Here is a 13181-nt window from a genome sequence, read left to right on the forward strand (position 1 = left end):
AGACGCCAATCTCGGTGTAAAGCCGGTGCATCCTTTGCGGGTGCGCCGGCTTTTTCACGCCTCACACCTTATGCGGCGCTGTTGGCTGTCTGCCTGAGGGCAGGCGGGTCTGGCTTCGCCGTTTGCCGTGAAGTCAGCAGGCACAGCGCGGGTGCCAGGGCGAACACGACGAACAGCCATTGCGCTGCGCCCGCCGTTCCGGGTACACCACCGGGGCTGGTGAGGCCCCCGAGGTTGGCGACCATGCCGGCCAGGGCCGCACCCATGGCGGTGGCAAACAGCTCCACTGTCATGATGGAAGAGGCAGCCAGGTCTTCTTCGCCGGGCGGCGCAATCTGCAGCACACGCGTGCTCAGGTGCGGCCAGGCGATGCCGACGGCAAAACCCACGGCCACCATGGCGGCGCAGATTGGCGCCAGCACGGGCCAGCCGCCATTACTGGGTGCGGGCATCAGCACAGCCATGCCCACCAGGCCCGCCAGTGCCAGCACTGGTGCAACGCGGATGGCCAGCCTGGCCCGGCTGCCGGTGGCGCTGGAGCTGATGAGTGAGCCCAGGGTCCAGCCCGCCGACATGATGGCGGCGAGATAGCCTGATACCAGCGGTGTCTGGGCATGCAGGACCTGAAAGAACAAGGGTGAAAAAATCTCGGTGCTGGTGACCGTCATGCCCAGCAGCCCCATCGCGAGGTAAAGGGCGCCCAGCGCCCCGGGGCGAAACGCATCCTGCGGCAACAGGCGGTTGGCGGCGTGCTTGTCGACGATGACCAGCAACGCGCTGAGCGCAACCGCTGCACCTACACCGGCCGCATTCCACATGACTTGTGTGCTGACGCTGCCAGCAGAAACGGCGAAGACCGCGCCGGCCAGCAGGAGCAACTGCATCCACGGTACGGATGTCGGCGGGCTGCTGATGGAGTTGTGCCGTGGAATCACGCAGACGGCGAGCACGGTGAACAGAACCGCCGCCGGAATGAGCGCGCCAAACGCCCAGCGCCAGGCATCCATCTGGGCAAACACGCCCCCTATGGCGGGCCCCACCAGTGTGGCCACGCCCCACATACCCGACAGCAGGCCGATGGCGCGGGACCACAAGGCCTCGTCATACAGCAGGCGAATCATGGCGTAGGGCAGGGCCAGCAGCAGGCCACCGCCAAAGCCCTGCACCACACGCCCGGCCAGCATGACGGGCATGGAAAGCGCCAGCGCACAGGCGAGCGAGCCCACGGCAAAGATCGCGGCGCCGAGCACATAGGCAAAGCGCGGCCCGAGCTTGCCCAGCACCTGCGTCGCCATGGCGGCGCTGATGATGGAAGCCACCACGAAGAGGGCGGTGTTCCAGGCGTAGAACTCCAGCCCGCCAATGTCGCGTACGACGGATGGCAGGATGGTGGTGCCGATGTAGAGGTTGATGGCATGTAGTGCGACGCCGCCGACCAGCGCCAGCGTGCGGATGGCATTGACGCCGGTCAGCAGGGCGATCCAGCCTGTGGGAGCGATGCCTGATGTGTTGCTTGAGGTGTTGTTCATTCCAGCGCCTCGGGTCCGAAGGCCAGCCCGTCAAGCTTGTCCGGGTTGCGCATGATGAAGATGTTGTTGGCCTTGCCTTCGTCGTTATAGGCAAAGGTGATGGCGGCGGCGATCTCGCCGGTGCTCGTCCGCAGCTGGATGGCGCGGCCACCGTTGATCTCGCAGGGTACCCATTCGTAGTGGGCCCAGTAGCGGGCCAGCTGCGTCGTCAGCAGGGTGAGCACGCTGCCCTTGCCCTGGAAGATGCCTTCAACCGAGCTGACCTTGCCGCCGCTGTCGGTGCTCAGTGCGATGTCGTCCGAGAGCAGGCTGGCGAGTGATTCTGTACTGCCAGCGGTGATGGCTTCGCGGAAAGCGGTGAGCAGGTCGTCCTGCACCTTGGGCGGCGTCACGTGCCGTACCTTGCCCTGGGAGATGCTGGTGCTGGCGCGCGAGACCAGCTTGCGGCAGGCGGCTTCCTCCATGTCCAGCATCTCGGCCACTTCGGCATAGGGGGTCTCAAAAATCTCATGCAGCAGGTAGGCAGCGCGCTCTTTGGGCGTGAGGCGTTCGAGCAGCAGCAAGAAAGCCATGCTCAGCGACGAGGCCAGCAGGGCGTGTGTTTCGGGTGTGTCTTCGGTCTGGGTATGGATGGGTTCAGGCAACCAGGTGCCGACATAGTCGACCCGGCTGCGCTGCGCGTCGCGCAGCATGTCGATGCAGTGGCGCGTGCAGATGGCGGTGAGCCAGGCGGCCGGTGTCGCGATGCTCGCGTGGTCGGCCGCCAGCCATTTGATGAAGACGTCCTGCACGGCGTCTTCGGCATCGGCCCGCGAACCGAGGATGCGGTAGGCCAGGCCAAACAGGTGCCTGCGCCTTTCTTCAAATACGGCGGTGGGGTCGATGCTGGCCATGATGCGTAAACCTTAGTGTGCCGAGACCTGAATGCGGTTCCAGAGATTGATCATGCCGATGGTAGCGGTCAGAGCGCCAATCTCTTTGTCACTGAACGATTGACGCAGGCGGCCGCGCAGGCTGGCGTAGTCGGTCTTGTGGTCGAGCGTGGTCAGGGCTTCCGTCCAGGCCAGTGCGGCTTTCTCGGCTTCACTGAAGTCGTTGACATGCGCCCAGACGACGAGGCGGTCCAGCCTGTCCTGGGTTTCGCCGTCTTCACGGGCTTCCCGCAGGTGCATCTTGACGCAGAAAGCGCAGCCGTTGATTTGCGAGGCGCGCAGGTGAATCAGGTGGTGCAGTTTTTTGTCCAGGCCCTGGGCGCCAATGGTTTGACTGACCTTGAGCAGGGCGGGGTAGACATCAGGAATCGCGAGATCGATACGGACGGGGGCAGTGTTGGCGGAGGTAGCGGTAGCGGCAGTCATGGTGTTTCCTTTAAAAACAAGTTGAAAAGTTGGGTGTCACACCGTATTGACGATTCAGCTTTGCCGTTTGTGACGCGTTGTGACGCCTGCCTTCAAAAAAAGATGAAATAAATGAAAAATCGCCTGATCCCCAAAGGAATACAGGCGATAGCGGGCAAGCGCCTGTGCGCTCTAGCGTGGCGTGTTCAACAAGGTGTTCATCGCCGAATAGTCCAGCTTGGGGCCGAGCAGCGGAGACAGGTCCTGTTTCAGCAAGGCCTCGACGCTGGTTCGGGCGTGTTCATAAGCCACCTGGAAAGGCGCCGGCCCTACGCTGACGCGCCGCACGCCGGCGGCTTGCAGCTCGGCAATGGCCGGCAGCCCGGGCATGGCCATCAGGTTCAGCGGCAGGCTGACAGCCGCGCAGATTTCCTTGACCTCCGGCAACGCCGTGAGGCCGGGTACAAAGGCGCTGTCCGCCCCGGCTTGCTGGTACAGCTTGAGGCGGGCGATGCTGGCCTGCGCCGGTGTGCCTTCGACTTTCAGCTTGCGCAGGTAAACATCGGTACGGGCATTGATAAACAGCGGTGCGCCTTTGAGTGTGCTGCGTATGGCCTTGATCTTGTCGGCCAGCAGGGCTGGGGCGCCGCTGCCGTCTTCGAGGTTGATGCCCGCCGCACCCACGGCGACCAGCTCGGCGGCCAGGCGGCCTACCTCGGCGGGGCTCTCGCTGTAGCCGTCTTCCATGTCGACGGTCAGCGGCAGGCTCAAGACACGGGTGATGCGGGCGACGGCATCGAGCAACTCGTCGGGCGGCAAGGCGCCGCCGTCGGCATAGCCGCAGGCCCAGGCCAGAGACGCGCTGCTGGTGGCCACGGCTTTGGCACCGGAAGCTTCAAAGATTTTGGCACTGGCAGCGTCCCAGGCATTAGGCAGCAGCAAAACGCCGTGGGGCGCCTGGTGGAGTTGGGCGAATTGTTGGTGGTGAAGGACTTGCATGGCGGCTCCGTCGTTGTTGGCGGGATTGGAGAATCGAGGCGCACAGCTTAGCAAGCCGGGCTGAGGCGCCTGGCCATTTCCGTCCCTTTTCTGACCTATTTACTTCAGGTTACGCGCCGCGAAATTCCACCTCAAACCGGGCCAGGCCCGCGTAGTCAAACTGCGTGCGCTTTCCGAGGGGCAACGTCAGTACACCGGCATAGGAGCCGGTGATCACCGCCTGGCCCGCCAGCAGGCCGATGCCGCGTTCGCGCAGGAAATTGGCCAGCCAGTACAGCGGCGTGCGTGGGTCGCCGTTCGGGTGTGTCGCTTCGGCGGTTTGCGCGGGCTCCCCGGCGACTTGCCAGGTCAATTCAAATGCCGCCACATCGGGCCCGCACAGTTCTGGCCCCAGCCACAGGCCGTTGTTGACGATGCCGTCGGCCAGCAGTTCGGGAAAAGGCAGGCTGCTGTGGTCGGTGTAGCGGCTGGCGCAGATTTCCAGTGCAGCATGGACGGAACCAATGGCTGCATCCACCTCGGCCTCGGTGTAGGGCTGTGCGCGCGGGGGCAGGTCTTTGGCCAGCACAAAAGCCAGCTCTGGTTCAACCACTACGGCGGTGGCACCCAAGGGAAAGGGGACGGCGCAGATCGCGGCACGGTTGAGGGCGGGCTGGTAGATGGGGGCGGCCACCAGCTTGCCGGGGCTGGGCGGTGAAGCCTTCCAGCCGGCCACCGGCTGGCCCAGCCGGCGGGTGACTTCCTGCTGCACCTGCCAGCCGTCTTCCAGGTCGACAGGACGGCAGCTGTCGGGCAAGCGTGGGCCCGCCTTTCCCGTGGTTCGCCTTGCTATTAATTCGATAGCTGCTTGCGCAAGTTTTTCGGGGGATAGAGGCATATTTCGCTTAAAAATCAGGGGTGTGAAGGTTTGGCTGCCTCCCGGGTGGCATGAAGGCAGTGTTCCGCAAGCGGGTGCGTTTTAGTGTAGCGGCGCACGCTTGGGGCCGAGACGTGTGCGTGCGCTTTTCCTCAACCCTCAGCGGGGCGCCTGGGCTTTTCGTACTTCCTTGTACTATTGACAGCTTCATACGCTTTTGTGTGCTGCCCTTCCTGTTCTTCCCTTCCAACATCATGAAAAACTCCCTGAGCCCTGCTTCCACCCTGCCTGTTGACGCCGCTGATGCCTTGCTGGTGGGGCGTGTCTGGATAGAAGGCACTGGCCCGGTGCTGGCCTTGGTCACACCCGACGGTGTGTACGACCTTTCCAGCGTTGCGCCAACCGCCAGCCAGCTGCTGGAATTGCCGGGTGTCGCCAGGGTTGTGCGGGCCGCTGCGGCGAAGCTGCCGCGACTGGCGGGCACGGCCGAAGTGCTGGCCAATTCCGCTGAGGATGCACATGACACCAAGCTGCCCTGGCTGCTGGCGCCATGCGACCTGCAGGCACTGAAAGCCTCGGGCGTGACGTTTGTCGAATCGATGCTCGAGCGCGTGATTGAAGAACAGGCCGGCGGCGACGCCAGCAAGGCTGACGAGGCGCGCAAGGCGGTGATCGCCGTGATCGGCGAGAACCTGGGCAAGATCAAGCCCGGCTCACCCGAAGCCGCCCAACTCAAAGACGTATTGATCGCAAAAGGCATGTGGTCGCAGTACCTGGAAGTGGGCATTGGCCCCGACGCGGAAATCTTTACCAAGAGCCAGCCGATGAGCGCGGTCGGCACGGGCGCCGAAGTGGGCATACATCCGGGCAGCGACTGGAACAACCCCGAGCCTGAAGTCGTGCTGGCCGTGAACTCGCGTGGCGAGACGGTGGGTGCGGCGCTGGGCAACGACGTGAACCTGCGCGACTTCGAAGGCCGCAGCGCATTGCTGCTGGGCAAAGCCAAAGACAACAACGCCTCGTGCGCGATCGGCCCCTTCATCCGCCTGCTCGACGAGCGCTTCACCATCGACCATGTACGCAGCAGCGACCTGAGCATCACCGTGACGGGACCTGAGGGCTTTGTGATGAAGGGCGGTAGCTCGCTGAAGAAAATCAGCCGCGACCCACTGGACCTGGTGGCGCAGGCCATTGGCCCCAACCACCAGTACCCTGACGGTTTCATGCTCTTCCTGGGCACCATGTTTGCGCCCACGCAAGACCGCCATGGCCCCGGCCAGGGCTTTACCCACGTGGTGGGTGATGTGGTGACGGTGGCCACGCCGCAGCTGGGCAGCCTGGTCAACCGCGTCACCACCTCCGACGAGGCCGCGCCGTGGACCTTCGGCATTTCGGCGTTGATGAAAAGCCTGGCCAAGCGCAAGCTGCTGTAAAGAAGGAGAGGGCGGATGCATACCTCTGCATTGGTGCTGTTTTCCGGCGGGCAGGATTCCACCACCTGCCTGGCGCAGGCGCTGTCGAAATACGAACGTGTCGAGACGGTGGCGTTTGACTACGGCCAGCGCCACAAGGTGGAGCTGGAGGCGCGGCTCAATGTGCTGCGCGAAATCAAACAGCAGTTTCCACAGTGGGCCCACAAGATTGGTGAAGACCACCTGCTGGATCTCGCGGTGCTCGGGCAGGTCAGCGACACCTCATTGACACGTGACGTCGCTTTCAAGATGGAAAGCTCGGGCCTGCCCAACACTTTTGTGCCGGGGCGCAACCTGCTGTTCCTCACGCTGGCGGCCGCGCTGGCCTACCGGCGAGATTTGCAGGTGCTGGTCACCGGCGTTTGCGAAACCGACTTTTCGGGCTACCCCGATTGCCGCGACGACACCATGAAAGCCATGCAGCTGGCGTTGTCGCTGGGCATGGACAAACGCTTCCTGATCGAGACGCCGTTGATGTGGATCGACAAGGCCGACACCTGGCGGCTGGCGCATGACATCGGTGAAAAATCCGGCGAGCCCAACGGCGGCGAAGCGCTGGTCAACCTGATCGTGGAACACACCCACACCTGCTACCTCGGCGATCGCGTGCACCGGCATGCCTGGGGCTATGGGTGCGGGACGTGCCCGGCCTGCGAATTGCGGGCGCGGGGCTATGCGGGCTATAAAACCACCCCCGTCCAGGCTCACTCCGTGTAGCCTGTTCCCCCCTCGAGGGGGCGGCGCCTGCGGTCCGGCAAAGCCGGTTCCGCGGCCCCCACTGGTCGCGCCCAATGAACTCTTAAGCCAGCATGAGCCGTGGAACCGGCTTTGCCGGGCCACGGGCGGGCGGCCCTCTCGGGGGGCAGGGAGCTACACGAAGTGAGCGACCGTGGGGGCCTAACTCTCGACGATGCTGCGGGTGACAAGCGGGGGTTCTTCGCCCAGGTGAAATCCGAGTTTGCGTTCGCGCAGCGCCACGTCGCTGGCCGTCACGCGGTCAAAGCGGCGCAGGTGCTCGGTCCATGACTCGTCAATGATCTGCTCGATGTAGTGGCCGGGTTTGTTGACGTCGCGCAGCAGTTCCCATTCCAGCGCGCCCTGGCGCAGGCGGCTGCGGCGGCTTTCCTGCATCAGCGCGCGAAAATCGTCGGCGCGCGCCATGTCTATCTGGTAGTGAATCCTCACCACCACGCGGCCTGCACCAGGTGGCTCTTCAGCCACTGGCGCCTTGAACTGGCGCGACGGCGTCAGGTCTTCTTCAATGCTGAGGTCCGACACGAGGTACTGCGCCACCATCATCACGATCGAGCCGCTGGCGGCAGCCATCAGCAGGCCGGTGGATACGCTGGTGAGGCCTGCCACGTGGCCCCAGAGCGCCGCACCCGCTGCGCTGGCGCCCATGATGGCCATCTGGTACATCGACATGCCGCGCGCGCGCACCCAGTCGGGCAATGACAGCTGGGCCGACACGCTGAGCGAATTGGCGCAGGTTATCCAGGCCATGCCGTTGAGCAGCATGGCCGGAACGGCCACATACACATTGGGCGCGAAAGCCATGGCGGCGGTGGATGCCGTCTGCAGGAGTGTCGATCGCATTACGAGCACGTCGCGCGGCATCATCTGGCGCAGCCGCGCCAGGTTCAGCGCCGCGATGATGGCGCCTGTGCCCATGGAGGCCAGCAGCAGCGTGAAGGTGCCGGCGTCACCGCCGTGCAGGCCGCGCGCCACCAGCGGCAGCAAAGCCAGCAGGGCGGTGGAGTGAAAAAAGAAAATGGCCACGCGCAGCAGCACCGCACGCAGGCGCGCCGACTGGCTCACAAACTGCAGGCCGACGCGCATGGCGCTGACCAGGCGCTCGCGCCCCAGCGGGCTGGGCGCGTGGTCGCGCCGCCAGCGCATGATGACAAAGCCCGAAATGACCGACAGCACGGCGTTGAGTACGAACACGTATTCGGTGCCGGCGCCGGCAATCAAAGCGCCGGCAACGAGTGGGCCGACGATGCGCGACGCGTTCATCGAAACACCGTTGAGCGCCAGCGCGGCGGGCAACTGCACGCGGGGAACCAGCTCGGGCACGATGGCGGCAAACACCGGCCAGCGCATGGCCAGGCCCACGCCGTTGGCAAAGGTCAGCGCCAGCAGCAGCGGCGGCGTCATGACATCGGAAATCACGGCGATGCACAGCAGCGTGGCCACCACCGCCACCCAGAACTGCGTCATGATGAAGTAGCGGCGCCTGTCCAGGATGTCGGCCAGTGCGCCGCTGGGCAGCCCGAGCAAGAAAACCGGCAGTGTGGAAGCCGACTGCACCAGCGCCACCCAGAGGGGCGAGGTGGTCATGGAGGTCATCATCCATGCGGCCGCCACATCGTTCATCCACATGCAGATGTTGGCGACCAGCCAGGTGCTCCACAGCATGCGGAACACCGGGCGCTTGATGGGCGCCCAGGCGGAGAGGGATTCAGCCGTTACCGGCTCGGGGGTTCTTGAAGCTTCCTCGGGCATTCAGGGCGCTTCCTGTGCGGCACGCTGGTTCAGCGTGAACAGCGCGGGTGAGCCTTCGGGCAGCTTTTCGAAAGCCCAGGTCTTGTTGTGAAAGGCTGCCACGTTGGGGCGGTGGGCGATCGAGATGATCGCGCCTCCCGATGTTTTGACGAGCGCCAGCAAACGTTCATACAGCGTTTTTTCAGCTGCCTCATCGAGCGCGCTGGTGGCTTCGTCCGCAAAAATCCATTTGGGTTTCTTCAGCAATACCCGAGCGATGGAGAGGCGCTGTTGCTCACCGCCAGAAAGCTTTTGACTCCAGGCGTCTTCTTCGTCCAGCCGTGCGGCCAGGTCGGGCAGCAGGGCTTCATTGAGGGCTTGCTTCAGTGTGTCGTCGGTGTAGCCTGCCGCCAGTTCGGGGTAAGCCAGTGCATCGCGCAAGGAGCCGTTCGGGAAATACGGACGCTGCGGGATGAACATGGCGTTTTCAGGTCGGGCGATACGGCCGGTGGCAAACGGCCAGATGCCTGCCAAAGCGCGAAAAAGGGTGGACTTTCCGCTGCCGGAAGGGCCTCTGAGCAGAATGTGATCGCCGGCGTCGGCATGCAGTTCGACGCCTGTCAGGAGAACGGTTCCGGTCGGCAGGGCCAGATTGAGGTCGCTCGACGTGAGCGATGTGGACGCACTGGTGACCAGGCCGACGTTGTCTTTTGCCTGCGCAATCATGCTGTCTTCGAAGCTTGTCAGGCGATCTGTTGTCGCGCGCCAGCTGGCGAGATTGTCGTAGTTATCCACAAACCAGCTGAGTGAGTCCTGAACCTTGCCGAAGGTCGAGGAAATCTGAATCAGCTGGCCAAGCTGGATTGCTCCGCCGAAGAAGCGAGGTGCCGCAACAAGGAACGGAAAAATCAAGGCAGCCTGGCCGAAGAAGCTCTGGAACCAGATGAGTTTTTTGTTGGCGCGTATCAGGTTCAGGTAGTTCGCCAGCACCGTCGTGAAACGACCATCGAGCTGGCTGCGCTCCACCGCCTCGCCATGGTCCAGCGCAATGGATTCGCTGTATTCACGCGCCCGTACCATGTGGTGGCGAAAATTGGCTTCGTAGCGCTGCTGCAAGAAGTTGAGTTTGATCAGTGGCCGACCGATGTAATGCGCCAGCACGCTGCCGACCAGGCAATAGGCCACCGCGGCCCAGACCATGTAACCCGGGATGAAATAGCTGCTTCCGCCCAGGGTGAAGTCCAGCGGACCCGACTGAACCCAGAGAAGGCCGACAAAACTGACCAGCGTCACGACCGCATTGAGCAGGCCCATGCTCAGTGTGATCGTGGAGGTGGTGAAAGACTGCACGTCTTCCTGAATCCGCTGGTCCGGGTTGTCCGGGCTGGCGTTGATGTCGGTTGTCGCCGAATAACGCGCGAGCTCCATCTTGTAGAAGGCGTGGTGCGACAGCCAGCGGCGCAGGTAGTCGCGTGTCATCCACGCGCGCCAGCGCATTTGCAGCAACTGTGTCAGGTAGAACTTGTAGACGGCGATGATGATCGCGCCAAAGGCCAGATAGCTGAATCGGCCCATCTGCTGCCAGAAGACGATCTGGTCGCGTTTTTCAAGTGCGTCATAAAACACGCGGTACCAGTCGTTGAACTGCACTGCCATGTAAACCGTGCCGAGGTTGAGCAGCACGATGGCCACGAGAAGGCCGCGTGCCTTCCATTTTTCTTCGGACCGGAAGTAAGGGGCGGCCAGTGCGGCTATCCGCCTGGCAAAAAGACTGAATGCGGCAAATTTTGCGAAAAGACTGGACGGATTCATGAAAGCCCTTTCGCGGCTCAGGAAAGCTGGTTGGAAACACCGCTGGCCACGTGGCCCGAGGGCACATGCTGCGAGGCGGAGTGCACGTGACCGGTCTGGTCGTCGAAGAAAAAGTCGGGCTCGAATTCGCGCAGGAATTCGCCTTTGGCGAGACCCCCCAGGAACATGGCTTCATCGACCTCGATGTTCCAGTCCATCAGCGTGCGGATGGCGCGTTCATGCGCGGGCGCGCTGCGGGCGGTGACCAGGGCGGTGCGTATGCGCATGTGCGAGGTGCCGACCTGCTGCAGGCGGTGCAGTGCTTCGAGCAGGGGCTTGAACGGGCCGGCCAGCAGCGGCTGTGTGGCCTTGTCGCGTTCGTGCTGCTGGAAGGCTGACAGGCCCTGTGCCTGGAAGACGCGCTCGGCTTCGTCCGAAAACAGCACCGCGTCACCGTCGAAGGCGATGCGCACTTCGTTGGGGTGTGCATCGCTGGCGCGCACCGAATGCGGATACACCTGCGCGGCCGGCACGCCTGCCAGCAGGGCGTCACGTACATCGCTCAGATGGGCGGACAGGAAAAGATTGGCGTGCAGGGGCTTGAGGTAGCGCCAGGGCGCCTCGCCGCGGTTGAAGGTGCCGCGTTCTATCTTGAGGCCGTAATGTTGGGCCGAGCGAAAAACCCGCATGCCGGAGACGGGGTCGTTGCGCGAGAGGATCACGACTTCGACGCGCTGGGTGGGTGCAGTGGGACTGGCCGCTTCCCCGGCGCTTTCGGGTACCTCGTTGAAGGCCAGCAGTTTTTTGACCAGCGAAAATGCTACGCCGGGCTTGGCCGGAACATCCAGGCGCTCGAGTTGCAGCTTCATGTAAGCCGCGTCTTTTTTTGCACCGGGCACGGGCTCGGCCGTCATGCCGGTTTCGAAAACCTGGTTTTCTTCTTCAAAGTCAAACAGCGCGCGTGACGAGATCGCCACCACGAGCTGACCATCCAGAGTTGCTGCCATTGTTTGATGCCTTGTTGTTGTCAGTGTGTTTTTCGGGATGGCTTCCCGGCGTTGATCGCCGAGCTACGGCGCGATGCAAGCAGATGCCGTGGAACTGGCTTTGCCAGGCCACAGGCATCGCCCCCTGCAAGGGGGGAAGGTGCTACGCGCAGCGAGCATCCGACGGGGGTGTTCATACAAGCTCCAGTTTGCACCATTGTCCATAGCTGGGTGCGTTGATCGGCCACTCGTCTGCCCTTGTGATCTGACGCTGGCCACGTGCAATCAGTTCCGCGGCGCGGATGACGCCTGCATGCGTGACCCACAAGGTATCAACCTCGCCCTGCAACTCGTCAAAGGCCGCGGCCACACGCGCCATGACTTGCATAGTGCTCTCGCCGCTGCCGCCCACGGCATGTTGGGCAAAGCCATCGGTCCAGGCTTGCAGCTCGGCCGGTGCAATGTGCTGCCAGCTGCGGCCTTCCCAGTTGCCGAAGTCCATTTCCTGCAATCGTGGGTCGGTTTTATAGGTCAAATCGGCCCGCAAGCCGCTCAGGACGAGCGCAAGGTGCTCACATCTTTGTAGCGGGGAGCTGATGACACGGGTGGCAAGAGGGAGCATCTCTGCCAGCGTTCGGGCGCATTCGGCGGTTGCGTCGGCGTCGGCCGCCACATCCTGCCGGCCGTAGCAAACGCCGGCGTCAATCAGGGGCTTTGCGTGGCGGACCAGCCAAAGTTTCATTCAAAGACCGGCCTGGGGTTGTGCTGCGAATACCAGCCAGGGCCGCGGAACCGGCTTTGCCGGGCCGCAGGCGCAGCGGCCCCCTCGGGGGGCAGCGACCCACACGAAGTGGGGAAGCGTGGGGGCCATTTCATAGACTGATGGCCAGGCCCAGGTAAAAAGCGATTTCGCAAACCTGCTGGGTGGCGCCCAGGCAGTCGCCGGTAAAACCCTGCAGCCGGCGTTTGAAGAGGCGGCCCATCCACAGCAGTGCGAGCACGGAAAAGCTGCAGGCGACGATGAGGTTCATGACGTCGAGCACGAAGGTGGCCAGTGCCAGCGCGGCGAGGCACCAGGAAAAACCCACCAGCAGGCTGCCGGGGGAGATCTGGTCCGCCAGCGGCTTGGATTTGGACTGGGCGGTGTCGCCCACGTGCGGCAGCAGGTAAATCAGCAGCAGCGGCAGGCCGCGCGACATGATGTGGCCCGTGCACAGCGCGGCGCAGACATACCAGCTGCCAAAGGGGGCTTCCTCCCAGTCACCCCAGCCGGCGGGCGCGCCTTCGACCGAGCCGAGGATGGCCAGCAGCGCGACCTTGCTCAGCAGGGCGAGCACCAGCGCCATGGCGCCAAAGGCACCCACGCGCGAGTCTTTCATGATTTCGAGCGCACGGCCTTTGTCGTGACTGCCGCCCAGGCCGTCGGCTACATCGGCAAGGCCGTCTTCGTGGAAGCCGCCCGTCAGCAGCGCGGTGGCGGCAGTGGAAAACGCCGCGGCCACCAGCGGCGAGAACGTGGTGTCGGGTAACACCGCATGAAACAGCGCGTACACGGCGGCGGCAAACAGGCCCACCAGAATGCCGACCCCAGGGAAGTGGCCGGCACTGGCGCGCAACAACTCGGGGCTGTAGCCCACCCAGGCGGCCAGCCGCCCTGTGATAGGGATGCGCGTGAAGAACTGGACGGCGAGCAGGAACTCGCGGACAAACAGGGTGATGGATGTCAT

The 13181-nt window shown here is 63.6% G+C and carries 12 protein-coding genes; 2 read left to right on the forward strand and 10 right to left on the reverse strand.

Annotated elements, in window-relative coordinates; all coding sequences use genetic code 11:
- Positions 1 to 68: 68 nt before the first annotated feature.
- The 5 genes from AC1DVV_RS18605 to AC1DVV_RS18625 form a co-directional block, all read right to left on the reverse strand.
- Complete coding sequence (locus AC1DVV_RS18605; protein ID WP_457282575.1) at positions 69 to 1529, reverse strand: MFS transporter; 1461 nt, start codon at positions 1527 to 1529, stop codon at positions 69 to 71.
- Complete coding sequence (locus tag AC1DVV_RS18610; protein WP_477667378.1) at positions 1526 to 2422, reverse strand: sigma-70 family RNA polymerase sigma factor; 897 nt, start codon at positions 2420 to 2422, stop codon at positions 1526 to 1528. The genes AC1DVV_RS18605 and AC1DVV_RS18610 overlap by 4 nt, the downstream gene beginning before the upstream one ends.
- 12 nt (positions 2423 to 2434) lie before the next feature.
- A complete protein-coding gene (locus AC1DVV_RS18615) occupies positions 2435 to 2887 on the reverse strand; it encodes a carboxymuconolactone decarboxylase family protein (protein ID WP_457282577.1) in 453 nt (150 codons plus the stop codon).
- Positions 2888 to 3058: 171 nt separating this feature from the next.
- Positions 3059 to 3865: an isocitrate lyase/PEP mutase family protein gene (locus AC1DVV_RS18620; protein ID WP_477667377.1), complete on the reverse strand. Its 807-nt coding sequence runs from the start codon at positions 3863 to 3865 to the stop codon at positions 3059 to 3061.
- Between the two features lie 109 nt (positions 3866 to 3974).
- Complete coding sequence (locus tag AC1DVV_RS18625; protein WP_477701645.1) at positions 3975 to 4742, reverse strand: 2-keto-4-pentenoate hydratase; 768 nt, start codon at positions 4740 to 4742, stop codon at positions 3975 to 3977.
- Positions 4743 to 4975: 233 nt separating this feature from the next.
- Here AC1DVV_RS18625 and AC1DVV_RS18630 point away from each other — a divergent pair, with 233 nt between their 5' ends.
- Both AC1DVV_RS18630 and queC read left to right on the forward strand, forming a co-directional pair.
- On the forward strand, positions 4976 to 6154 hold the full coding sequence (locus tag AC1DVV_RS18630) for a fumarylacetoacetate hydrolase family protein (RefSeq protein WP_477707231.1): 1179 nt from the start codon (positions 4976 to 4978) through the stop codon (positions 6152 to 6154).
- Positions 6155 to 6169: 15 nt separating this feature from the next.
- Complete coding sequence (gene queC / locus AC1DVV_RS18635) at positions 6170 to 6910, forward strand: 7-cyano-7-deazaguanine synthase QueC (RefSeq protein WP_477667374.1); 741 nt, start codon at positions 6170 to 6172, stop codon at positions 6908 to 6910.
- Positions 6911 to 7090: 180 nt separating this feature from the next.
- On the opposite strand, the gene AC1DVV_RS18640 is transcribed toward queC, so the two are convergent.
- The 5 genes from AC1DVV_RS18640 to AC1DVV_RS18660 all read right to left on the reverse strand — a co-directional run bounded on the left by AC1DVV_RS18640 (position 7091) and on the right by AC1DVV_RS18660 (position 13181).
- Positions 7091 to 8698, reverse strand: a complete 1608-nt coding sequence (locus tag AC1DVV_RS18640; protein ID WP_457282582.1) for an MFS transporter — start codon at positions 8696 to 8698, stop codon at positions 7091 to 7093.
- Complete coding sequence (locus AC1DVV_RS18645) at positions 8699 to 10489, reverse strand: ABC transporter ATP-binding protein/permease (RefSeq protein ID WP_477667373.1); 1791 nt, start codon at positions 10487 to 10489, stop codon at positions 8699 to 8701.
- Between the two features lie 17 nt (positions 10490 to 10506).
- A complete protein-coding gene (locus tag AC1DVV_RS18650) occupies positions 10507 to 11475 on the reverse strand; it encodes a 5'-nucleotidase (protein ID WP_457282584.1) in 969 nt (322 codons plus the stop codon).
- Between the two features lie 172 nt (positions 11476 to 11647).
- On the reverse strand, positions 11648 to 12196 hold the full coding sequence (locus tag AC1DVV_RS18655) for a histidine phosphatase family protein (RefSeq protein WP_477689929.1): 549 nt from the start codon (positions 12194 to 12196) through the stop codon (positions 11648 to 11650).
- A gap of 130 nt (positions 12197 to 12326) precedes the next feature.
- Positions 12327 to 13181: an adenosylcobinamide-GDP ribazoletransferase gene (locus AC1DVV_RS18660; protein ID WP_457282589.1), complete on the reverse strand. Its 855-nt coding sequence runs from the start codon at positions 13179 to 13181 to the stop codon at positions 12327 to 12329.

Source organism: Polaromonas sp. P3_B4 (assembly GCF_056402835.1).

Bases quoted from the DNA above. Each gene is read 5' to 3' on its own strand.
- AC1DVV_RS18615 (WP_457282577.1), bottom strand. From the start codon at position 2,887: ATGACTGCCGCTACCGCTACCTCCGCCAACACTGCCCCCGTCCGTATC.
- queC (WP_477667374.1), top strand. From the start codon at position 6,170: ATGCATACCTCTGCATTGGTGCTGTTTTCCGGCGGGCAGGATTCCACC.
- AC1DVV_RS18605 (WP_457282575.1), bottom strand. From the start codon at position 1,529: ATGAACAACACCTCAAGCAACACATCAGGCATCGCTCCCACAGGCTGG.
- AC1DVV_RS18640 (WP_457282582.1), bottom strand. From the start codon at position 8,698: ATGCCCGAGGAAGCTTCAAGAACCCCCGAGCCGGTAACGGCTGAATCC.
- AC1DVV_RS18645 (WP_477667373.1), bottom strand. From the start codon at position 10,489: ATGAATCCGTCCAGTCTTTTCGCAAAATTTGCCGCATTCAGTCTTTTT.
- AC1DVV_RS18630 (WP_477707231.1), top strand. From the start codon at position 4,976: ATGAAAAACTCCCTGAGCCCTGCTTCCACCCTGCCTGTTGACGCCGCT.
- AC1DVV_RS18650 (WP_457282584.1), bottom strand. From the start codon at position 11,475: ATGGCAGCAACTCTGGATGGTCAGCTCGTGGTGGCGATCTCGTCACGC.
- AC1DVV_RS18620 (WP_477667377.1), bottom strand. From the start codon at position 3,865: ATGCAAGTCCTTCACCACCAACAATTCGCCCAACTCCACCAGGCGCCC.
- AC1DVV_RS18655 (WP_477689929.1), bottom strand. From the start codon at position 12,196: ATGAAACTTTGGCTGGTCCGCCACGCAAAGCCCCTGATTGACGCCGGC.
- AC1DVV_RS18625 (WP_477701645.1), bottom strand. From the start codon at position 4,742: ATGCCTCTATCCCCCGAAAAACTTGCGCAAGCAGCTATCGAATTAATA.
- AC1DVV_RS18660 (WP_457282589.1), bottom strand. From the start codon at position 13,181: ATGACATCCATCACCCTGTTTGTCCGCGAGTTCCTGCTCGCCGTCCAG.
- AC1DVV_RS18610 (WP_477667378.1), bottom strand. From the start codon at position 2,422: ATGGCCAGCATCGACCCCACCGCCGTATTTGAAGAAAGGCGCAGGCAC.